At 71.1% G+C, this 20,464-nt stretch carries 17 protein-coding genes and 1 pseudogene; 14 read left to right on the top strand and 4 right to left on the bottom strand.

Annotated elements, in window-relative coordinates; all coding sequences use genetic code 11:
* Positions 1-55 precede the first annotated feature (55 nt).
* Positions 56-772 carry a TetR/AcrR family transcriptional regulator gene (locus tag HNR28_RS05885; RefSeq protein WP_151025627.1) on the bottom strand — a complete coding sequence of 239 codons (717 nt, stop codon included), beginning with the start codon at positions 770-772 and terminating at the stop codon, positions 56-58.
* Between the two features lie 97 nt (positions 773-869).
* On the opposite strand from HNR28_RS05885, the gene HNR28_RS05880 reads away from it, so the two are divergent.
* The 8 genes from HNR28_RS05880 to HNR28_RS05845 are packed head-to-tail and all read left to right on the top strand — an operon-like array spanning position 870 to position 12,616.
* Positions 870-2,624, top strand: a complete 1,755-nt coding sequence (locus tag HNR28_RS05880) for a PHA/PHB synthase family protein (RefSeq protein WP_043683508.1) — start codon at positions 870-872, stop codon at positions 2,622-2,624.
* A 3-nt stretch (positions 2,625-2,627) separates the two neighbouring features.
* Complete coding sequence (locus HNR28_RS05875) at positions 2,628-4,157, top strand: efflux transporter outer membrane subunit (RefSeq protein ID WP_084330668.1); 1,530 nt, start codon at positions 2,628-2,630, stop codon at positions 4,155-4,157.
* 5 nt (positions 4,158-4,162) lie between these two features.
* Positions 4,163-5,239, top strand: a complete 1,077-nt coding sequence (locus HNR28_RS05870; RefSeq protein WP_043683511.1) for an HlyD family secretion protein — start codon at positions 4,163-4,165, stop codon at positions 5,237-5,239.
* Positions 5,240-5,243: 4 nt separating this feature from the next.
* Entirely contained in the window at positions 5,244-8,081 is a 2,838-nt protein-coding gene (gene rbbA / locus HNR28_RS05865; RefSeq protein ID WP_043683514.1) for a ribosome-associated ATPase/putative transporter RbbA, read from the top strand.
* 1 nt (position 8,082) lies between these two features.
* Complete coding sequence (locus HNR28_RS05860; protein WP_043683516.1) at positions 8,083-9,216, top strand: ABC transporter permease; 1,134 nt, start codon at positions 8,083-8,085, stop codon at positions 9,214-9,216.
* Positions 9,217-9,242: 26 nt separating this feature from the next.
* Positions 9,243-9,989, top strand: a complete 747-nt coding sequence (gene phbB, locus HNR28_RS05855) for an acetoacetyl-CoA reductase (protein WP_043683519.1) — start codon at positions 9,243-9,245, stop codon at positions 9,987-9,989.
* Positions 9,990-10,001: 12 nt separating this feature from the next.
* Positions 10,002-11,414, top strand: coding sequence for a bifunctional enoyl-CoA hydratase/phosphate acetyltransferase (locus HNR28_RS05850; protein ID WP_043683522.1), 1,413 nt, complete (start codon positions 10,002-10,004; stop codon positions 11,412-11,414).
* Positions 11,411-12,616 carry an acetate/propionate family kinase gene (locus HNR28_RS05845; protein ID WP_043683525.1) on the top strand — a complete coding sequence of 402 codons (1,206 nt, stop codon included), beginning with the start codon at positions 11,411-11,413 and terminating at the stop codon, positions 12,614-12,616. The genes HNR28_RS05850 and HNR28_RS05845 overlap by 4 nt, the downstream gene beginning before the upstream one ends.
* 25 nt (positions 12,617-12,641) lie before the next feature.
* Here the strand turns inward: HNR28_RS05845 and HNR28_RS05840 are convergent, their stop codons facing one another.
* Positions 12,642-13,238 carry a recombinase family protein gene (locus tag HNR28_RS05840; protein ID WP_052355829.1) on the bottom strand — a complete coding sequence of 199 codons (597 nt, stop codon included), beginning with the start codon at positions 13,236-13,238 and terminating at the stop codon, positions 12,642-12,644.
* Positions 13,239-13,459: 221 nt separating this feature from the next.
* Here HNR28_RS05840 and HNR28_RS18335 point away from each other — a divergent pair.
* The 6 genes and pseudogenes from HNR28_RS18335 (at position 13,460) to HNR28_RS05805 (ending at position 18,901) form a co-directional block, all read left to right on the top strand.
* Positions 13,460-14,799: pseudogene (locus tag HNR28_RS18335) on the top strand (EAL domain-containing protein).
* 175 nt (positions 14,800-14,974) lie between these two features.
* Entirely contained in the window at positions 14,975-15,586 is a 612-nt protein-coding gene (locus HNR28_RS05825; RefSeq protein ID WP_043683526.1) for a TetR/AcrR family transcriptional regulator, read from the top strand.
* Positions 15,583-16,737 carry an efflux RND transporter periplasmic adaptor subunit gene (locus tag HNR28_RS05820; RefSeq protein WP_151024921.1) on the top strand — a complete coding sequence of 385 codons (1,155 nt, stop codon included), beginning with the start codon at positions 15,583-15,585 and terminating at the stop codon, positions 16,735-16,737. The genes HNR28_RS05825 and HNR28_RS05820 overlap by 4 nt, the downstream gene beginning before the upstream one ends.
* Positions 16,734-17,936: an ABC transporter permease gene (locus HNR28_RS05815; protein ID WP_151024922.1), complete on the top strand. Its 1,203-nt coding sequence runs from the start codon at positions 16,734-16,736 to the stop codon at positions 17,934-17,936. Before HNR28_RS05820 ends, HNR28_RS05815 begins: the two co-directional genes overlap by 4 nt.
* Positions 17,937-17,941: 5 nt before the next feature.
* A complete protein-coding gene (locus HNR28_RS05810; RefSeq protein WP_043683534.1) occupies positions 17,942-18,652 on the top strand; it encodes an ABC transporter ATP-binding protein in 711 nt (236 codons plus the stop codon).
* A gap of 45 nt (positions 18,653-18,697) precedes the next feature.
* Positions 18,698-18,901 carry a hypothetical protein gene (locus HNR28_RS05805; RefSeq protein ID WP_151024923.1) on the top strand — a complete coding sequence of 68 codons (204 nt, stop codon included), beginning with the start codon at positions 18,698-18,700 and terminating at the stop codon, positions 18,899-18,901.
* 7 nt (positions 18,902-18,908) lie between these two features.
* Here the strand turns inward: HNR28_RS05805 and HNR28_RS05800 are convergent, their stop codons facing one another.
* Complete coding sequence (locus HNR28_RS05800) at positions 18,909-19,049, bottom strand: hypothetical protein (RefSeq protein ID WP_170288486.1); 141 nt, start codon at positions 19,047-19,049, stop codon at positions 18,909-18,911.
* Entirely contained in the window at positions 19,046-20,326 is a 1,281-nt protein-coding gene (locus tag HNR28_RS05795; RefSeq protein ID WP_170288487.1) for a sensor domain-containing diguanylate cyclase, read from the bottom strand. Before HNR28_RS05795 ends, HNR28_RS05800 begins: the two co-directional genes overlap by 4 nt.
* Positions 20,327-20,464 lie beyond the last annotated feature (138 nt).

Below are 20,464 nucleotides of genomic sequence, written 5' to 3'. Positions count from 1 at the left end.
CACGCCGCGACGCGGATGCGGGCCGCGAGGCGGACGGCAAGCAGCCCGGCCGGCCTCAGGCGGGATCGGGCGGCAGCAGTTCCAGCAGCAGGCGGCGATGGGCCGCCCGCAGACGCGGCAGCACGGCGCGCACGTGCTCGTCGTCCTGCAGCATCCTCAGCACGGCGCCCAGCAGGACGGGGGCGTGGATCAGCTGCACCATGTCGGTCAGCGCGCTGTCGCGCAGCGCGCCGCTTTCCACCGCGCGCCGCATCAGGGCCTGCTGGCTCTGCAGCAGGCGCAGATGGTTGTCGCGCCAGCCGCCGAGGACATCCGGCATCCGCGGCCCTTCGGCGATCAGCAGGTGCAGCGTACGGATGAAGCGATCGTCCTCCAGCCGCGCATAGGCGCGATCCAGGAAACCGTCCACCAGGTCCGCCAGCGCGGCCTGCGGCTGCCGCGCATCGCCCTGGGGAGCCCGCTCGGGCGGCCGCTCGCCGAACAGCAGGTCCGGCAGCAGCATGCGCTGCATCAGCGCCTGGAACACGGCGTCCTTGCTTTCAAAGTGCGCATACAGGCCGCCCTTGGACAGGCCGGCGCGGGCGGCGATGTCGTCCATCCGCGCCGCGCCGAAGCCGCGCTCCGAGAATTCGTGCAGGGCCGCGTCCAGGATCTGGTCGCGGCGCTCGTGGGCGGGCAGGCGCCGGTTCCTGGGCTGGCGGCCGGCGGGGGGCGGCGCGGCGCCCGGCGGCTGGCCAGCGGCGGGCGGATTCGAGGGCGGCGTGTTCGGCATGGCGATTGATTCTGGAAGAAAAGTTCGGCGGCGCCATTGATCTGCATCAGGACTGGCAGGTGAATTATCGACTAAAAAGTCGTTAAGGGGGACCGCCATGCCACCATCTTCCAACGGCCGCACCATCGATTCCCGGGCCGCCGCCCGGGCCACCGATCAATATTTCCACGCCAGCCAGGCGCGCGCCTTCGCGTCGCTCTCGCCCGCCTCGCTCAGCCTGGCGTGGCTGGACTGGGCCCTGCACCTGGCGGCCTCGCCCGGCAAGCAGACCGAACTGCTGCGCCTGGCCGCCAGCCACCAGGGCGAACTGGCGCACTATCTGTACGACTGCCTGCGGGCGTCCGGCGATCCGTCGCGGGTCTGCGTCACGCCGCCCGAGACCGACCGCCGCTTCAGCGATCCGGCCTGGTGCCGCTGGCCGTACAACCTGCTGCACCAGGGCTTCCTGCTGACCCAGGCCTGGTGGGAGGAAGCCACGTCCGACCTGCACGGCACCGATCCGCATCACCTGCAGCAGGTCTCGTTCTGGGCGCGGCAGTGGCTGGACATGATGTCGCCGGGCAACCAGCTCTGGACCAATCCGGTCGCCCTCGACCGCACGGTCCGGGAAGGCGGGATGAACCTGCTGCGCGGCGGCGGCTATCTGCTGGAGGACATCGTCCGCCACCAGGCCGAGATGCCGGTCGCCGGGGCGGACAAGTTCCGTGTCGGGCGCGACGTGGCCGTCACCCCGGGCAAGGTGGTCCTGCGCAACCGGCTGATCGAGCTGATCCAGTACGCCCCCACGACCGAAACCGTGCGCCCGGAACCGGTCCTGCTGGTGCCCGCCTGGATCATGAAGTACTACATCCTGGACCTGTCGCCGCACAATTCGCTGGTCCGCTTCCTGCGCGACCAGGGCTACACCGTCTACTGCATCTCCTGGAAGAATCCCACCGACGAGGACGCCGACCTGGGCATGGACGACTATCTGCGCGACGGTTTCTTCGCCGCCCTGGACGCCATCGGGCGCATCCAGCCGAAGCACCGCGTCCACGCCACCGGCTACTGCCTGGGCGGCACGCTGCTGGCGGTCGCGGCCGCCGCCATGGCGCGCGACGGCGACAAGCGGCTCGCCAGCATCAGCCTGTTCACGGCCCAGGTCGATTTCAGCGAACCGGGGGAAATCGGCCTGTTCATCGACGAAGCCCAGGTCCACATGCTGGAAGCCCAGATGGGGCGGCGCGGCTACTTCAGCGCCGAGCAGATGGCGGGCGCCTTCCAGATGCTGCGGTCCTACGATCTGCTCTGGTCGCGCGCCATCCACGAATACCTGCTGGGCGAGCGCCGGCCCATGAACGACCTGATGGCCTGGAACGCCGACGCCACCCGCATGCCCGCCCGCATGCATTCGCAGTACCTGCGGCGGCTGTACCTGAACAACGACCTGAGCGCCGGCCGCTACCCGGTGGGCGGGCGGCCCGTGTCCGTGGGCGACATCCGGCTGCCGATGTTCGCCGTGGGCACCGTCACCGACCACGTCGCCCCCTGGCGCTCGGTCTACAAGCTGCACCAGTTCTTCCCGGGCGAGCTGAGCTTCGTGCTCACCAGCGGCGGCCACAACGCCGGCATCGTCAACGAGCCCGGCCATCCCCGCCGCCAGTACCGCATCCGCGTCCGCCAGCCCGGCGACCCCTTCCTGCCACCCGACGAATGGATGGCCTCCACCCCGGTCAACGACGGGTCCTGGTGGACCGCCTGGTCGCAGTGGCTGGCGGAGCGCTCGGGCGAGCCCGAGGCCCCGCCGCCCCTGGGCATCCCCGGCCGGCCGGCCCTGGAAGACGCCCCCGGGCGCTACGTGCGGGAGACCTGAGCCATGTCCCGGCAGACTCCGCACCGCCCCTCCCCGCGCGGCGCGCGCACCTCCGGGGCCGGCATCGCCGGCGGCCGGCTCCTGCTGCGCGCCCTGGGCGCCGCCGGCCTGCTGGCCCTGTCGGCCTGCGTCAGCCTGGCGCCCGAGACCCGCCTGCCGCCCCCGCCGGTCGCCGACGCCTGGCCCGCCGACACGGACACGGCCACCGTCCGCGCGCTGCACGACCTGGACTGGGCGCACTACTTCCAGGATCCCGACATGCGCCGGCTGATCGGCCTGGCGCTGGAGCACAACCGCGACCTGCGGCTGGCCGTGCTGCGCGTGCGCGAGGCCGAGGCCGCCTACCGCATCCAGCGCGCCGACCTGGCGCCGTCGGTCGGCGCCCAGGGCAGCATCGAACGCAGCCGCGTGCCCGGCGACCTCACCCTGACCGGCCAGCCGCAGATCCAGTCGCAGCACCAGGCGAGCATCGGCCTGACCGGCTGGGAAATCGACCTCTGGGGCCGGATCCGCAACCTGAAGGACGCCGCGCTGGACGACTGGCTGGCGACCGACGCGGCCCGGCAGGCCGTGCAGGTGGCGCTGGTGCGCCAGGTGGCCGATTCGGTGCTGGCCCTGCGGGAACTGGACCAGCGCGCCTTCCTGGCCGACGAGGCCGTGCGCAACCGGCGCCAGTCCCTGGACATCTTCCAGCAGCGCAAGGCGGTCGGCTCGTCCTCGGAGCTGGAACTGACCCAGGTGCGCACCCTGCTGATCCAGGCCGAATCCCTGCAGGCCCAGCTCAAGCAGGAGCGGGCCGCCGCCGCGCACGCACTGACGCTGCTGGCGGGCACCGACCCCGGCATCGCGCCGACCCGCGGCATCGACCTGGCAGCCACCCGGCTGGCCCGGCTGGAACCCGGCCTGCCCTCCGAGGTCCTGCTGGCCCGGCCGGACATCCGCGCCGCCGAGCATCAGCTGCGATCCGCGCACGCCCGCATCGGCGCCGCGCGCGCCGCCTTCCTGCCGCGCATCGCGCTGACCTCGGGCTTCGGCACGGCCAGCGCCGAGCTCGACGGGCTGTTCGGCGACGGCAGCAAGGCCTGGACTTTCGCGCCGGTCATCGAAGTCCCGATCTTCACGGCCGGCCGCCTGCGGGCCAACCTGGACGTGGCCGAGGTGCGCCGCGACATGGCGGTAGCCACCTACGAGAAAAGCATCCAGACCGCCTTCCGCGAGGTGGCCGACGCCCTGTCGGCCCGCCAGGGCCTGGCCGGGCAGATGGAGATCCAGGCCCGCATGGCGCGCACCCAGGCCGAACGCGCCGACCTGGCCCAGCTGCGCTACGACAGCGGCGCCGCGCCCTACCTGGAAGTCCTGGACGCCAAGCGCGACCTGCTGACGGCCCAGCAGCAGCTGGTGCAGGTCCGCCGCGCCTGGCTGTCGAGCCAGGTGGCCCTGTACGCCGCCCTGGGCGGCGGCGCCGGCCAGGCGCCGGACGCCGCCGCGCCGGCCGCGGGCCGCCCCGCCTCCATCCCCCATCCCGATCCCTGAGCCACATGAACCTCACCGACACAATCAAGAAATCCCTGCCGCTGGTCCTGCTCGCCGCCGTGGCCGCCGGCGCCTACGGCGCCTGGCTCTGGTCCCAGGACCGCGGCCCCGGCCCCGGCTTCATGCAGGGCAACGGCCGCATCGAGGCCACCGAGATCGACATCGCCACCAAGCTGCCCGGCCGGGTCGACCGGATCCTGGTCGACGAGGGCGACTTCGTCCAGGCCGGCCAGACCCTGGCCCTCATGAACCCGGATTCCCTGCAGGCCCAGTTCGAGGAAGCCCAGGCGCGCCAGCGACAGGCCGGCCATGCCGTGGTCGCGGCCCAGGCCCAGGTCGCCCTGCGGGAAAGCGACGTCGCCACCGCGCAGGCCGTCGTCAGGCAGCGCGAGAGCGACCTGTTCGCCGCCCGGCAGCGCCTGAACCGCTCCAGCTCGCTGGTCAAGCGCGGCGCCGCCTCGCAGCAGGAGCTGGACGACGACCAGGCCCGGCTGCACAGTGCCGAAGCCGGCCTGGCCGCCGCCCGCGCCCAGGTGGTGTCGGCCCAGGCCGGCGTGGCGGCGGCCAGGGCCGACCAGGTGGGCGCCGAATCCGCCGTGGCGGCCGCCGCCGCCACGGTGGCGCGCATCCAGGCCGACCTGGAGGACAGCCGCCTGAAGGCCCCGCGCGACGGCCGCATCCAGCTGCGCGTGGCCCAGCCGGGCGAAGTCCTGGCCGCCGGCGGCCGCGTGCTCAACATGCTGGACCTGTCCGACGTGACCATGACCTTCTTCATGCCCGAGGCGGTCGCCGGCCGCATGGCGCTGGGCAGCGAAGTCCGCATCGTCCTGGATGCCGCCCCGCAGTACGTGATCCCCGCCGAAGTCGCCTTCGTCGCCAGCCAGGCGCAGTTCACGCCCAAGACGGTGGAGACGGCCAGCGAGCGCCAGAAGCTCATGTTCCGCATCAAGGCGCGCATCCCCCGGGACCTGCTGCAGAAGCACCTGGAGCAGGTCAAGACCGGCCTGCCCGGCGTCGCCTGGGTGCGCACCGACGCCTCCCGGCCCTGGCCCGACACCCTGACCGTCCGCCTGCCCGGGTAAGCCCATGACGCAGGACGCTTCCGTCGCCCGGATCCAGGGGCTGAGCCACCGCTACGGCAAGACCCGGGCGCTGGACCGCATCGACCTCGACATCCCGGCCGGCCGCATGGTCGGCCTGATCGGCCCGGACGGCGTGGGCAAATCCACCCTGCTGTCGATCCTGGCCGGAGCCCGCGTCATCCAGGAAGGCCGGGCCGAGGTCCTGGGCGGCGACATGGCGCGGCGCGCCCACCGCAAGCGCACCTGCCCGCGCATCGCCTACATGCCTCAGGGGCTGGGGAAGAACCTCTACCCCACTCTCTCGGTCGAGGAAAACCTGCAGTTCTTCGCCCGCCTGTTCGGCCACGGGGCCGCCGAGCGGCGCCGCCGCATCGACGACCTGACCCGCAGCACCGGCCTGCACCCCTTCCTGGCGCGGCCGGCCGGCAAGCTCTCGGGCGGCATGAAGCAGAAGCTCAGCCTGTGCTGCGCCCTGATCCACGACCCGGACTTCCTGATCCTGGACGAGCCGACGACCGGCGTGGACCCCCTGGCCCGCGCCCAGTTCTGGGAGCTGATCGCCCGCATCCGCGCCGGCCAGCCGGCGATGAGCGTGGTCGTCGCCACCGCCTACATGGACGAGGCGCAGCGCTTCGACTGGCTGGTCGCCATGGACGCGGGCCGCATCCTCGCCACCGGCACGCCGGCCGAGCTGCTGCGGACCACGGGCCAGGCGACGCTGGAGTCGGCCTTCATCCACCTGCTGCCGGCCGCCCGGCGCGAGGGCTACGCCCCCGTGGAGATTCCGCCGCTGCCCGGAGACGGCGAGCAGGACATCGCCATCGAGGCCCACGACCTGACCATGCGCTTCGGCGATTTCGTCGCCGTCGATCACGTCAGCTTCCGCATCCGCCGCGGCGAGATCTTCGGCTTCCTCGGCTCGAACGGCTGCGGCAAGTCGACCACCATGAAGATGCTGACCGGACTGCTGCCCGCCAGCGAAGGCCGCGCCTGGCTGTTCGGCCGCGAGATCGATCCCGACGACCTGGACGTGCGCCGCCGGGTCGGCTACATGTCGCAGTCCTTCTCGCTCTACGGCGAGCTGACGGTGCGCCAGAACCTGGTCCTGCACGCCCGCCTGTTCCACGTCCCGCCGGAGCGCATCGACGAGCGCGTCCGGACCATGGTGGCGCGCTTCGGCCTGGGCGAGGCGCTGGACATGCTGCCCGACAGCCTGCCGCTGGGCATCCGCCAGCGCCTGTCGCTGGCCGTGGCCATGGTGCACGAGCCCGAGCTGCTGATCCTGGACGAGCCGACCTCGGGCGTGGACCCGGTGGCCCGCGACGAGTTCTGGCGCCTGCTGATCGCCCTGTCGCGGCGCGACCGGGTGACGATCTTCATTTCCACCCACTTCATGAACGAGGCCGAGCGCTGCGACCGCATGTCCATGATGCATGCGGGCCGCGTGCTCGACAGCGACCGGCCCGCCGAGCTGGTGCGCAAGCGCGGCGCCCGGACGCTGGAAGAGGCCTTCATCGGCTATCTGCTGGAAGCCAGCGGCGAGCCCGCGCCGTCCCCGGGGACCGTCGCGCCCGAGGCCGCCGCGCCTGGGACCAGCGTACCTGGGACCGCCGCACCTGGGACCGCCACGCCCGAGGCGCCGGCGACCCCCGCCGCGGGCGCGGGCGCGAACCCCGGAACCCCCGTCCCCGCGCCCCGCCGGGCGCCGCGCATCCCCTCCTTCAGCCCGGGCCGCCTGTTCAGCACCATGCGGCGCGAATCCATGGAACTGCGCCGCGACCCGGTGCGCGGCACGCTGGCCCTGCTGGGCTCGCTGGTGCTGATGTTCGTCATCGGCTTCGGCATCAGCATGGACGTGGAGAACCTGAGCTTCGCGGTGCTGGACCGGGACAACAGCACGATCAGCCGCGACTATGCGCTGAACCTGTCGGGCTCGCGCTACTTCGTCGAGCATCCCCCCATCCTCGACGAGGCCGACATGGACCGCCGCATGCGCAGCGGCGAGCTGTCCCTGGCGATCGAGATCCCTCCCGGCTTCGGCCGCGACCTGCTGCACGGGCGCACGGCCGAGATCGGCGCCTGGATCGACGGCGCCATGCCGCAGCGCGCCGAGACCCTCAAGGGCTATGTCCAGGGCATGCACCAGCAATGGCTGGCGCAGCAGGCGCGGGAACGCCTGGGCGTGCCGGTCGCCTCGGCGGCCGACCTGGAGACGCGCTTCCGCTACAACCCGGACGTGCGCAGCCTGCCGGCCATGGTGCCGGTGGTCATCCCGCTGCTGCTGATGATGCTGCCGGCCATGCTCACGGCCCTGGCCGTGGTGCGCGAAAAGGAGATCGGCTCGATCATCAACCTGTACGTCACTCCGGTGACGCGGACGGAATTCCTGCTGGGCAAGCAGATCCCCTACATCGGCCTGGCGCTGCTGAACCTCGCGGCGATGTGCCTGCTGTCGGTCACGGTCTTCGACGTGCCGATCAAGGGCAGCGTCGCCACCCTGGCGCTGACCGGCGTGCTCTACTGCGTCGCCGCCACCGGCCTGGGCCTGCTGGCCTCGGCCATGACGCGCAGCCAGATCGCCGCCATGTTCTTCACCATGATCGCCACCCTGATCCCGGCCATCCAGTTCTCGGGCCTGATGGACCCGGTCAGCTCGCTGGAGGGCCTGGGCCGGATCGTCGGCCAGACCTACCCGGCCGCCTACATGTTCACCATCAGCCGGGGCGTCTTCAACAAGGCGCTGGAATTCCGCGACCTCTGGCCCTCGATCTGGCCGATGATGCTGTCCATCCCGGTCATCCTGGGCGCGGCCATCGCCCTTCTGCGCAAACAGGACCGCTGACATGAGGCTGCAATCTTCCCTCGGCACGATCTGGCGGCTGGGCATCAAGGAGCTCTGGAGCCTGTGGCGCGACCCCGTCATGCTGGTGCTGATCGCCTTTTCCTTCACCGTCTCGGTCTACACCGCCGCCACGGCCGTGCCTGAGACCCTGCACCACGTCGCCATCGCCATCGTGGACGAGGACCATTCCCCGCTGTCCCAGCAGATCACGGCCGCCTTCTATCCGCCCCAGTTCATCCCGCCCGCCATGATCGGCCACGAGGAAGTGGACCCCAGCATGGACATCGGCCGCTATTCCTTCGTGCTGAACATCCCGCCGAACTTCCAGCGCGACGTGCTCTCCGGCGGCGCGGCCGAGATCCAGATCAACGTGGACGCCACCCGCATGAGCCAGGCCTTCACCGGCAACGGCAACATCCAGCGGATCGTCCTCGACGAGATCGAGACCTTCCTGCGCGGGCGCAATCCGTCGATGGCCCCGCCGGTGGACCTGGTGCTGCGCGCGCGCTTCAATCCCGCCCTGGAAAAGTCCTGGTTCGGCGGCCTGATGGAGATCATCAACCAGATCACCATGCTGTCGCTGATCCTGACCGGCGCCGCCCTGATCCGCGAACGCGAGCACGGCACCATCGAGCACCTGCTGGTCATGCCCGTCACGCCGGCGCAGATCATGCTCTCCAAGGTCTGGTCCATGAGCCTGGTGGTGCTGGCCGCCGCCGCCCTGTCGCTCAACGGCATCGTGCGCGGCCTGCTGCAGGTGCCGATCGAAGGCTCGCTGCCGCTGTTCTTCACCGGCGCCACGCTGCACCTGTTCGCCATGACCGCCATGGGCATCTGGCTGGCGACCCTGGCGCGCAACATGCCGCAGTTCGGCATGCTGATGATCCTCATCCTGCTGCCGCTGCAGATGCTCTCGGGCAGCACCACGCCGCGCGAGAGCATGCCGCGGTTCGTCCAGGACCTGATGCTGGCCGCGCCGACCACCCACTTCGTCGAGCTGGGGCAGGCGATCCTGTACCGGGGCGCCGGCTTCGAGGTCGTCTGGCCCTCGTTCGCCGCGCTGCTGGTCATCGGTTCCATCATGTTCCATCTCTCGCTGCGGCGGTTCCGTTCGACCATCGGCAGCATGGCCTGATTTCCCACCCCACCAAGGAGCCCACCATGTCCTCTTCCCATACCGCACTGGTCACCGGCGGCACCGGCGGACTCGGCCAGGCCATCGCCCGCGCCCTGCACGAGCAGGGCCACACCGTCCTGGTCGCCCACTCCCCCGGCAACGACCACGTCCCCGCCTGGCTGCAGGCCCAGGCCGGCGACGGCTACACCTTCCACGCCTACGGCGCCGACGTGGCCGACGAAGCCTCGTGCCTGGCCATGGCCGAACGCATCCGGGCCGACGGCCACCGGGTGGACATCCTGGTGAACAACGCCGGCATCACGCGCGACGGCACCTTCCGCAAGATGCGGAAATCCGCCTGGGACAGCGTGCTGCGCACCAACCTGGACTCCATGTTCAACGTCACCCATCCCTTCGTCGACGACATGGCCGAGGCCGGCTGGGGCCGCATCGTCAACATCGCCTCGATCAACGGCAGCAAGGGCCAGTTCGGCCAGACCAACTACGCCGCAGCCAAGGCCGGGATCCACGGCTTCACCAAATCGCTGGCGCTGGAACTGGCGCGCAAGGGCATCACCGTCAACACGGTATCGCCCGGCTACATGGACACGGCCATGGTCGCCGCCGTGCCGCCCGACGTGCTGGAGAGCCAGATCATTTCCCAGATCCCGGTCGGCCGGCTGGGCCGCCCCGAGGAGGTCGGCGCCCTGGTCGCCTTCGTCTGCAGCGACCTGGCGGCCTTCATGACGGGCAGCAACCTGGCCATGAACGGCGGCCAGCACATGTACTGAGGCGCGCACCCCATGAGCGATTCCTCTTCCCTCGCGCCCCTGCGCAACCGCACCTTCGACGAACTGGCCGTGGGCGACCGCGCGCGCATCGAACGCACCCTGGGCCTGCGCGACATCCAGCTGTTCGCCGCGGTCTCGGGCGACGTCAACCCACAGCACCTGGATCCGGACTACGCCGCCCACACGCCCTTCCAGGGCATCATCGCCCACGGCATGTGGGGCGCCTCGCTGATTTCCGCCGTGCTGGGCACGCAGCTGCCCGGCCCGGGCACCCTCTACCTGAGCCAGAGCCTGACGTTCCGGGCGCCCGTCCGGGTCGGCGACACCGTGGCCGTCGAGGTCCGGATCACGGCGCTCGAACCGCAGCACCGGCACGTGCGCCTGGCCTGCGCCTGCACCCTGCCCGACGGCACGGTCGCCATCGAGGGCGAGGCGCTGGTGCAGGCGCCGCTGGAATCCATCGAGTGCGCCCGCACCACGCTGCCCGAGATCCACATCCAGGATCCCGCCCACGGCGGCCTGCACACGCTGCTCGCCCACGTGCGCGGCCTGGAGCCGATCCGGGTGGCGGTGGTGCATTCCTGCGACGAGATCAGCCTGCGGGCCGCCCTGGATGCGCGGCGGGAAGGCCTGATCGACCCGATCCTGGTCGCCCCGCGCGCCCGGCTCGAACGGACCGCGCAGGCCCTGGGCGCCACGCTCGACGGCCTGGACATCCGCGACGTGCCCCACAGCCACGCGGCCGCCGGCCAGGCCGTGGCGCTGGCCCGCGCCGGCGAGGTCGAAGCCCTGATGAAGGGCAGCCTGCACACCGACGAACTGATGGCGGCCGTGGTGGCCGGCGACGGCCTGCGCACCAAGCGCCGCGTCAGCCACTGCTACCTGATGCAGACGCCGCGCTACCCGCGCCCCTTCATCATCACCGACGCCGCGATCAACATCGCCCCCACCCTGGACCAGAAGGCCGACATCATCCGCAACGCCATCGACCTGGCCCACGCGATCGGCGTGGCCGAACCGCGCGTGGCCATCCTGGCCGCGGTGGAAACGGTCAGCGCCGCCATGCCCGCCACGCTGGACGCCGCCGCCCTGTGCAAGATGGCCGACCGCGGCCAGATCACCGGCGGGCGCCTGGACGGGCCGCTGGCCTTCGACAACGCCGTGTCGCTGGCGGCCGCCCACGTCAAGGGCATCCGCTCGGAAGTCGCCGGCCTGGCCGACATCCTGGTGACGCCCGACCTGGAAAGCGGCAACATGCTGGCCAAGCAGCTGATGTACCTGGGCGATGCCGCCAGCGCCGGCCTGGTGCTGGGCGCCCGCGTGCCCATCATCCTGACCAGCCGGTCCGACACCTACGAATCCCGCATCGCCTCGTGCGCCCTGGCCCTGCTGCTGGCGCGCCACTACCGGAGCACCCCCCTATGACCATCGGCCAGACCTCCACGTCCGGGCAAGCCCTGATCCTGGTGCTGAACTGCGGCTCCTCGAGCATCAAGTTCGCGCTGTTCGACACCTCGGCCGATCCGCTGCCGCGCCGCCCGGCCTGGAACGGCAAGGTCCAGGGCATCGGCGGCGAGCGGCCCGACTTCGGCGAGACCGGCGTGGCGCCGTTCGCCGTCCGGCTGGATCCCCAGGCGCCCTACCGCTGCGCCCTGGACCTGATCCTGCGGCGCGTGCACGCCCGGCTGGGCGACGGGCGCCTGGTGGCCGTCGCCCACCGCGTCGTTCACGGCGGCAGCAAGTACTTCGCGCCGGTGCGCATCGACGCCGGCGTCCTGGAGGATCTGCGCGGCTACGTCCCCCTGGCGCCGCTGCACCAGCCCTTCGCGCTGGAGGCCATCGACATCCTGCTGAGCGAACGGCCCGGCCTGCCCCAGATCGCCTGCTTCGACACCGCCTTCCACCATACCGTGCCGCAGGTCGAGCAGATGCTGCCGCTGCCCTACGACGCCTGGGAACGCGGCCTGCGCCGCTACGGCTTCCACGGCCTGTCCTACGAATACCTGTCCATCGCCCTGCCCGAGCGCCACGGCGACCGGGCGCGCGGCCGCGTCATCGCCGCCCACCTGGGCAGCGGCGCCAGCCTGTGCGCCCTGCGCGACCTGCGCAGCCAGGCCACCACCATGGGGTTTTCCGCGCTGGACGGCCTGATGATGGGCACCCGCACCGGCTCGCTGGACCCGGGCGCCGTGCTCTACCTGATGGAGATCGAGCGGCTCAGCCTGGAGGAAGTCGGCCGCATCCTGTACCACGAATCCGGCCTCAAGGGCGTCTCGGGCATCTCGCCCGACCCGCGCGACCTGCTGGCCGCCGAGGCCCGCGCGCCCCGCGCGCGCCTCGCGCTGGACCTGTACGTGCGCCGCATCGTGCGCGAGATCGGCGCGCTGACGGCGGTGCTGGGCGGACTGGACATGCTGGTCTTCACCGCGGGGATCGGCGAGCACAGCGTCGAGCTGCGCCGGCGCGTCTGCGAAGGCCTGGCCTGGCTGGGCGTGGCGCTGGACCCGGAGGCCAACGCGGCCCAGGCCACGACGCTGTCGACGCCGGACAGCGCCGTACGGGTCGCCATGGAGCCCACCAACGAGGAATGGATCGCCGCCCGGCACGCCCTGGACCTGCTGGGCTGAGACGGTGCGCCGGGCGGACGGCCGGCTACACCGAAGGGGAAGCGGCCAGCCGCCTCAGCGTGGCGACCGACACGCCGAACTGATCGGCGACCCGCGCCGCCGGCTGGCCCTGGTCGAGCAGCGCCCGGGCCGCCAGGCGCTGCTGCGGCGTCAGCGAAGGCGGGCGGCCGATGCGCTGGCCCCGCGCCCGCGCCGCCGCCATCCCCGCCCGGGTCCGTTCGCTGATCAGGGCACGCTCGAATTCGGCCAGCGCCGCCATCATGTGGAACACCAGCTTGCCGCCGGGCGTGCCGATGTCGATCTGCTCGCACAGGGAACAGAAGCCGATGTGCCGCTCTCCCAGGCTGTCCAGCAGCTGGATCAGCCCCGACAGCGAGTGCCCCAGGCGGTCCAGCCGCCAGACCACCAGCCGGTCGCCGGCGCGCAGCGAGCGCAGCAGCCGATCCAGACCTTCCCGGCGCATCGTCGCGCCCGACACCCCGCGATCCACGAAGATCGGGTCACAGCCCGCATTCCTCAGCGCGCGCATCTGCAGGCCCATGTGCTGCTCGTCGGTCGATACCCGGGCATAGCCGAACACCCTGCGGGCCGCACCCGCGCCCTGCGTCTTGCCGATCGCCATGACTCGCTACCTTGACTTCCATTCGCCTTCCCGTCCAGCAGAAAGCGGGCGAACTATAGGGCAGCACGGGCCGGGACAGCGGCGCCACTTATGAGAAAAAGTTTCTTTCCGCCAACGGCGACCCGGCGCCCATCCCGATGATGGGGCGAAGGGCCTCATTCCGACACGGGTCGATCGGATAATTATTTGAAACCTAAATAGTTTCTATTTAATTTTCCTGGATGCACCAAATCGACAATTGTTTTCTCTATATGTTGCCAAAAAACATCGTTTCTTCATGCCAAGAACTTTCAAAAGGGAACCCTTTTGAACACATGGAGAGCGGCGGCACGGCCCGCTCCCCGCTGGATTCCCCGGTGATGAGCGGCGCGCGGGCGCAGATCCGGGTCGGCAACCTGCACCAGCTGGCCCAGGCCCGCGGCGGCGGCCCGCCCGCGCAGGTGATGCGGGCGCTGCGCGATCACCTGATCACGGCGCGCGTCCCGCGCGGATCCATCCGGTTCGCGGGCAATGCCATCGAAGTCGATCTGGCCGGCATCTGGCCGTTCAGCGTGTACTCGGTCTCCCTGGCCGATCAGTTCTGGCGCACGCTGTGCGCCGACCTGGGCGACGCGCCCATCGATTGCGGGGACGACCGTTTCTATCCGCTCCTGCACATCGCCCTGTCGGGCCTGAGCCTGCACGAAGTGCCCCAGGACAGCCTCGACCCCCTCGATCCCGATCCGGCGTTCGCCCCCTGCCAGGCCACCCCGCTCCTGCGCAACGACATCGCGCTGTGCGCGCGCTGGCTGGACGAATTGCGCGCCGGACAGCTGCAGCTGGCATTCCAGCCGGTCCTGCGGATCGATCCCGGGGACGGCGCCTGCCTGTACCAGGAAGCGCTGCTGCGCCGGGCGGAGGATCCCGCGGAATCCCCCGCCGCCGCCATCCAGGCGCTGGAGCGCCAGGGGCTGATCGGGCGGCTGGACTGGAGCGTCCTGTGGACCGTCATCGGCCTGCTGGAAATCCATCCCGACCGTGAACTGGCGTGCAACATTTCGGCGCTGACCCTGCGGCCCAACGCCTGGTGGCGCGAATTGGTCCGCTACCTGTGCGGCCGGCGCGCCGTGGCATCGCGCCTGCTGATCGAACTGACCGAAACCAGCCCATCGCCCACCCGGGATCCGCCCTGCGGCTGATGCGCGAACTGCAGGACACCGGGGTGCGCATCGTGCTGGACGACATGGGCAGCGGACACGCCGAACTGTCGGCCCTGAACGGCGCACGCTACGACGCCGTGAAGATCGACCAGTCCCTGCTGCGGCAGGCGCGCCAGGGCCCCGCCGGACGGGAAACCCTGAAATGGGTCACGCGGGCCTGCGCCCATCGCAGTCCCTGCGTCGTCATCGAAGGGGTGGAAAGCCCCGACGACCTGCACCTGGTGCGATACGCCGGCGCCCAGGCCGCCCAGGGCCATTTCCTGGGCAGGCCAGAAACCGGGCCGGAGTGGAACTTCCGCGAACCCTGCACCGTGCTGAACCGCCTGCAGGAATACCTGACGGATCAAAGGCCCGCGCGGTGATGCGCAGGGTGCATTGAGCACCGGCGGGGCCGGGGCTCCCCTGGACGACACCCTGGACGACGTGTTCCGCGGCTGATTCCGGTCCGCGGCGCGTCCGCGCGGCAGACGGGACCATCGCCACTCCGCGCTTCCCGTGATAAGATAGTAATCAATTACTCTCTTTGCGAGAAACGGGATGCCGCAATCCACTCCGAAACACCTGCCGGCGGACGAACGGCGGGCGGCCACCGTGCGGGCGGTCATCGAGCTGGCCGCCGACCGCAACCCGGCCGACATCACGACGGCCGCCATCGCCCAGCACATGCGGCTCACCCAGGGCGCGCTGTTCCGGCATTTCCCCAGCAAGGAAGCCATCTGGGACGCGGTGATGGCCCACACCAGCGAGACGCTGCTGGCGCGCATCGACGCGGCCGCCGCGCGGGCCGTCGGCCCGCGGGCGGCGCTGGAGGCCATGTTCCACGCCCACGTGGATTTCATCGCCAGCCACCCGGGCGTGCCGCGCATCCTGTTCGCCGAACTGCAGCACGACCGGGAGACGCCCGCGAAGACCCGCGTGCTGGCCCTGCTGGAGCACTACCGCGAACGGCTGCTGGAGCAGGTCCGCCGCGGCATCGACCGGGGGGAATTGCAGGACACGCCGGATGCGGACGCCCTGCCGGTACTGTTCGTGGGCATGATCCAGGGCCTGGTGATCCAGTCCATGCTGGCCGGCGACATCCGGCGCATGAAGCGCCAGGCGCCCGCCCTGTTCGCCCTGTTCCTCCAGGGCATCGGAGCCCGCCCATGAAAGCCCCGCGCATCGACAGGAAACGCGTGCTGCTGGCCGCGCTGGCCCTGGTCCTGCTGGGGCTGTTCCTGTACGTCGCCCTGCAATCCGGGCCGCTGGCCCGCATCCCGGTCACCACGGCCCGGGTTGAGGAAGCCTCCATCCGTCCGGTGCGCTTCGGCATCGGCACCGTCGAGGCCCGCCAGATCCACCGGATCGGCCCGGCCCTGACGGGCCGGCTGCTGCGGCTGGACGTGGAAGTGGGCGATGCCGTGCGGGCCGGCCAGGTGCTGGGCGAGATCGATCCCGTGGACCTCGACGACCGCATCCAGGCCCAGGTGGCGGCGCTGTCCCGCGCGCGCGTGCTGGCGCGGGAATCGGGCATCCGCCAGGACCGGGCCGAAGTCCAGCTGCGCCGCTACGAAACGCTGCTGAAGGCCTCGGCCATCAGCGAGGAGACCGCCAGCGACAAGCGCCACGAGCTGAAGCTGGCGCAGGCCGCCCTGGAGGCCGCCACGCGGGAGGCCGAACGGCTGCAGGCCGAACTGGCCGCGCTGCGCGCGCAGCGGCGCAACCTGGCGCTGGTCTCGCCCATCGACGGCTTCGTCCTCACCCGCGACGCGGACCCGGGCACGATCCTGATAGCCGGGCAGGCCATCGTCCAGGTGATCGCGCCCGGCGCGCTCTGGATCGACGCGCGCTTCGACCAGGCCGGCTCCGCCGGCCTGTCCGCCGGGCTGGCGGCCCGGATCGTGCTGCGCTCCCGCGGGCGGGAGCCGGTCGAGGGCCGGATCGTCCGCATCGAGCCGGTCGCCGACGCCATCACCGAGGAACTGCTGGCCAAGATCGCCTTCGACGCCCCGCCCGCGCCGCCGCCCGCCCTGGGCGAGCTGGCCGAAACCACGGTGGAACTGCCGCCCACCCCGCCGGGCCCCGTCGTCTCCAACGCCGCCCTCCGCCACCAGGACGGACGGCCCGGCGTCTGGCGCATCCAGGACGGGCGGCCGGTCTTCGTCCCCATCCGCGTCGGCGCCGCCGACGCCCGGGGCATGGTCCAGGTGCTGGACGGACTGAACGCCGGCGACCTCGTCATCGTCCACAGCGCCAGCCCGCTGACCGCCCGCAGCCGGGTCCGCGCCACCGGTCCGGCGCAGGCGGAGCCAGCGGCATGATCAGCCTGGCCGGACGCGACATCCTGCATGCCTGGGGGAAATTCCTCTTCACCGGCATCGGCCTGGGGCTGCTGATCGGCGTCACGCTGATCATGGCGGGCGTCTACCGGGGCCTGGTGGCCGATGCGCGGGCCCTGCTGGACAACAGCGGCGCCGACCTGTGGGTCGTACAGAAAGACACCCAGGGACCCTATGCCGAGAACTCCAGCCTGCCCGACGACGCCTACCGCGCCATCCTGGGGCTGGAGGGCGTGGGCCAGGCGGCCAACGTCACCTACCTGACCATGCAGGCGCACCATCGCGGCCGCGACGTGCGCATCATGGTGGTGGGCGTGGCCCCGGGCACGCCGGGCGCGACGCCGGGCTGGCCGCCCGGCCTGGTGGCCGGCCGCCAGATCGTCCTGGGCCACTACGAGGCCGTGTCGGACGTGGCGGCCGGCTTCGCCCTGGGCGACCGGATCACCATCCGCCGCCACGAATACGCCATCGTCGGCCTGACCCGGCGCACGGTGTCCTCCAGCGGCGACCCGATGGTCTTCATCCCCCTGAAGGACGCGCAGCAGGCGCAATTCCAGAAGGACAACGACGCCATCCGGCAGAGCCGCCGGCGCGCCGCCGCCAATCCCGGGCTGAACCGGCCCGGCAACGATTCAGCCCTGCGGGCCGTGCTCGACAGCCAGGCGGCCAATCCCTACGTCAACGCCGTCCTGGTGACGCTGGCTCCGGGCGCGGACGCCGCCGAGGCCGCCGCCCGCATCCAGCGCTGGACGCGCCTGTCCGTCTACACGCGCGCCCAGATGGAAACCATCCTGGTGGACAAGCTGGTGGCCTCGTCGGCGCGGCAGATCGGCATGTTCCTGGCCATACTGGCCCTGGTCAGCGCGGCCATCGTGGCCTTCATCATCTACACCCTGACCATGGACAAGATCCGCGAGATCGCCGTGCTCAAGCTGATCGGCACGCGCAACCGCACCATCGCCGGCATGATCCTGCAGCAGTCCCTGGCCCTGGGCCTGATCGGCTTCATGGCGGGCAAGATCGCGGCGACGTTCTCCGCCCCCGTCTTCCCCAAGTACGTGCTGCTGACGCCGGCCGATTCCATCGCGGGCCTGGCCGCCATCCTGCTGATCTGCGCCCTGGCCAGCCTGGTGGCCATCCGCATCGCCCTGCGGGTCGATCCCGCCAACGCCATCGGATGAACGCCATGACCGGTTCCGGCATCCTGATCGAGGGCCTGAGCAAGCGCTATGGCCAGGGCGACACGGCCGTGCTGGCCCTGCGCGACGTCAACATGTCGGTCGCGCCCGGCGAGGTCGTCGGCCTGATCGGCCCCTCGGGCTCGGGCAAGAGCACGCTGCTGAAGTGCCTGGGCGCCGTGATCGACCCGACCGGCGGGCGCATGACGCTGGGCGGCGAGCTCATCTACGACGAGGGCTGGCGGGTGAAGGACCTGCGCGCGCTGCGCCGCGACCGGATCGGCTTCATCTTCCAGGCGCCCTACCTGATCCCGTTCCTGGACGTCACCGACAACGTGGCCCTGCTGCCGATGCTGGCGGGCGCGGGCAAGCGCGAGGCCCGCGCCCGCGCGCTGGAAGTGCTGGCCTCGCTGGAAGTCGGACACCGCGCCCAGGCCATGCCCCCGCAGCTGTCCGGCGGCGAACAGCAGCGGGTCGCCATCGCGCGCGGGCTGGTCAACCGCCCGCCGGTCATCCTGGCCGACGAGCCGACGGCGCCGCTGGACAGCGAGCGCGCCATGGCGGTCGTGCGCATCCTGCACCACATGGCGCGGCAATACCGGACGGCCATCATCGTGGTGACGCACGACGAAAAGATCATCCCGACCTTCAAGCGGATCTACCGCATCCGCGACGGCGCCACCCACGAGGAGGCGGGCGAAGGCCGGCCCTTCGACTGAAGCCCGCATTGTCCTGCCTCAACACCGGCGCGCCCCGAATTGCCTATGATCCCCTCATCAGCCCCCATCGAGCGCGACGCCATGTTCTTCCACAGCAACCTGCTCCTGGTCCTCTTCATCCTGGGGATCATCGCGATGTTCATCGGCTTCGGTTTCCGCGACCGGAACCCCGGCATCATCCTGCTGGGCACCGGTTTCCTGGTGGCCCTGTTCGTCGTCATCCGCAAGGCGATCGACGTCTTCGGCTGAAGCTTCCTCAAAAGACGCCCCCGGGGACGAACAGAACGGCGCGCGCAGGGGAGGCCGCCAGGACGTCGTTGCGCGCCAGCACCCCGTCGGGCCGTCCGCCGTTGCGCGCGACCGCCTGCTTCAAGCGGGCCTCGGCCCGCCCCGTCATGCGGACATTTCCGCCCCGTCCCCGGCCGGGCCGCTCCAGCGGCGATACCGGTTCTTGCCGGATTTCTTCGCCTCGTACATGGCCAGGTCGGCATGCGTCATCAGTTCCTCGACCGTCTCGCCGTCCTCGGGGTGGCGGGCGATGCCGATGCTGCAGCGGACCCGCGCCCGGTGCCGCCGGTCGATGGAAACGGGCCGGCCGACCGCTTCGATGACCCGCCGGGCGATGTCTTCCAGGGCGGCGGGATCGGCCGTCGGCACGCCCAGGGTGAACTCGTCCCCGCCGAGGCGGGAGGCGATCGCGTCGCGGCCCACCAGGTCCCGCAGCCGCCCGGCCACCACGCGCAGCACCTTGTCGCCCCCATCGTGGCCGAAGGTGTCGTTGACCGGCTTGAAATCGTCCAGGTCCAGCAGGAGCACCCCCACCCGGCCGCCCGCCTCCAGGCGCCGCGTGAGCCAGTCCTTCATGCCGCGGCGGTTCGCCAGCCCGGTCAGTTCGTCGCGCAGCGACTGGTGCATGAGCTGGCGGTACACGGCCGCCATGTTGACGGCGACCCGGGCCATCTCGACCGCGACGTGGATGGTCAGGCGCTCGCCGCGGACCGGCAGGCGGGGCTGCTCGTTGTAGACCGCGAAGGCCCCCACGGCCTGGCCGTCGTCGTCCAGGATCGGGCTGGACCAGCAGGCCCGCATCCCCGTGGTCAGCACCAGGTCGCGGAACGGCGCCCAGTTCGGATGGCGCAGGACGTCATCGATGAACACCGGCTTGCGCAGATGCATGGCGGCGCCGCACGAGCCCACCGCCGGGCCGATCTCCAGCCCCAGCAGGGCCTGGTTGTAAGGCTCGGGCAGGCCGGGAGCGACGGACTTCCCCACCGTCCTGCCCTCCGGGCCCAGCATCAGGACCGAGCACCGCGCTCCCGGGATCCGGTCCTCCACGAAGCGGCACAGGATGCCCATGGATTCGTCGAGCGGCCGGCGCCGGGAGATGGCGCGCAGGACCCGCGCCTGGCCGCGCAGGGAGTGGACGCGCTTGCGCTGGCGGTCGTTGCGCGCGCGCAGGGCGGCGAACTTCGCGCGGCATGCCTCGCGCGCCCGCTCCCGGAACACGAACAGGGCCAGGAAGCCGCAGGCCGGCAGGATCGCCAGCCACAGATACGGCGTCCCGTGGCAGAACGCCGGCACGACCATGAGCAGGCCCGCCGAGGCGAGCCCGCCGGAGATCAGCAGAACGCGGGAGGAAAAGGGAGAAGCGGACGGCCGGAACGAGCGGAGCATGGAGGATTCTGAGGTCACGAGCGCGATCCCCTGCATGCCCGTGGAGTTTGAAGCGTGAAGCTATATGTCAAAAATTTAACGGAAAAGACCATCCGCATCCTTAATGGAAGTCAACTGAATTACAGTTATATGCAATGA

Source organism: Castellaniella defragrans (assembly GCF_014203015.1).
GTDB lineage: Bacteria > Pseudomonadota > Gammaproteobacteria > Burkholderiales > Burkholderiaceae_B > Castellaniella > Castellaniella defragrans.
This window is presented reverse-complemented; position numbering and strand designations above follow the sequence as displayed.

What these genes read in the sequence shown, in the direction of transcription:
- HNR28_RS05800 (WP_170288486.1), bottom strand. Translation starts at nt 19,049, where the DNA reads ATGACGGGGCGGGCCGAGGCCCGCTTGAAGCAGGCGGTCGCGCGCAAC.
- HNR28_RS05795 (WP_170288487.1), bottom strand. Translation starts at nt 20,326, where the DNA reads ATGCTCCGCTCGTTCCGGCCGTCCGCTTCTCCCTTTTCCTCCCGCGTT.
- phbB (WP_043683519.1), top strand. Translation starts at nt 9,243, where the DNA reads ATGTCCTCTTCCCATACCGCACTGGTCACCGGCGGCACCGGCGGACTC.
- HNR28_RS05880 (WP_043683508.1), top strand. Translation starts at nt 870, where the DNA reads ATGCCACCATCTTCCAACGGCCGCACCATCGATTCCCGGGCCGCCGCC.
- HNR28_RS05820 (WP_151024921.1), top strand. Translation starts at nt 15,583, where the DNA reads ATGAAAGCCCCGCGCATCGACAGGAAACGCGTGCTGCTGGCCGCGCTG.
- HNR28_RS05850 (WP_043683522.1), top strand. Translation starts at nt 10,002, where the DNA reads ATGAGCGATTCCTCTTCCCTCGCGCCCCTGCGCAACCGCACCTTCGAC.
- HNR28_RS05810 (WP_043683534.1), top strand. Translation starts at nt 17,942, where the DNA reads ATGACCGGTTCCGGCATCCTGATCGAGGGCCTGAGCAAGCGCTATGGC.
- HNR28_RS05815 (WP_151024922.1), top strand. Translation starts at nt 16,734, where the DNA reads ATGATCAGCCTGGCCGGACGCGACATCCTGCATGCCTGGGGGAAATTC.
- HNR28_RS05840 (WP_052355829.1), bottom strand. Translation starts at nt 13,238, where the DNA reads ATGGCGATCGGCAAGACGCAGGGCGCGGGTGCGGCCCGCAGGGTGTTC.
- rbbA (WP_043683514.1), top strand. Translation starts at nt 5,244, where the DNA reads ATGACGCAGGACGCTTCCGTCGCCCGGATCCAGGGGCTGAGCCACCGC.
- HNR28_RS05875 (WP_084330668.1), top strand. Translation starts at nt 2,628, where the DNA reads ATGTCCCGGCAGACTCCGCACCGCCCCTCCCCGCGCGGCGCGCGCACC.
- HNR28_RS05860 (WP_043683516.1), top strand. Translation starts at nt 8,083, where the DNA reads ATGAGGCTGCAATCTTCCCTCGGCACGATCTGGCGGCTGGGCATCAAG.
- HNR28_RS05845 (WP_043683525.1), top strand. Translation starts at nt 11,411, where the DNA reads ATGACCATCGGCCAGACCTCCACGTCCGGGCAAGCCCTGATCCTGGTG.
- HNR28_RS05825 (WP_043683526.1), top strand. Translation starts at nt 14,975, where the DNA reads ATGCCGCAATCCACTCCGAAACACCTGCCGGCGGACGAACGGCGGGCG.
- HNR28_RS05870 (WP_043683511.1), top strand. Translation starts at nt 4,163, where the DNA reads ATGAACCTCACCGACACAATCAAGAAATCCCTGCCGCTGGTCCTGCTC.
- HNR28_RS05885 (WP_151025627.1), bottom strand. Translation starts at nt 772, where the DNA reads ATGCCGAACACGCCGCCCTCGAATCCGCCCGCCGCTGGCCAGCCGCCG.
- HNR28_RS05805 (WP_151024923.1), top strand. Translation starts at nt 18,698, where the DNA reads ATGATCCCCTCATCAGCCCCCATCGAGCGCGACGCCATGTTCTTCCAC.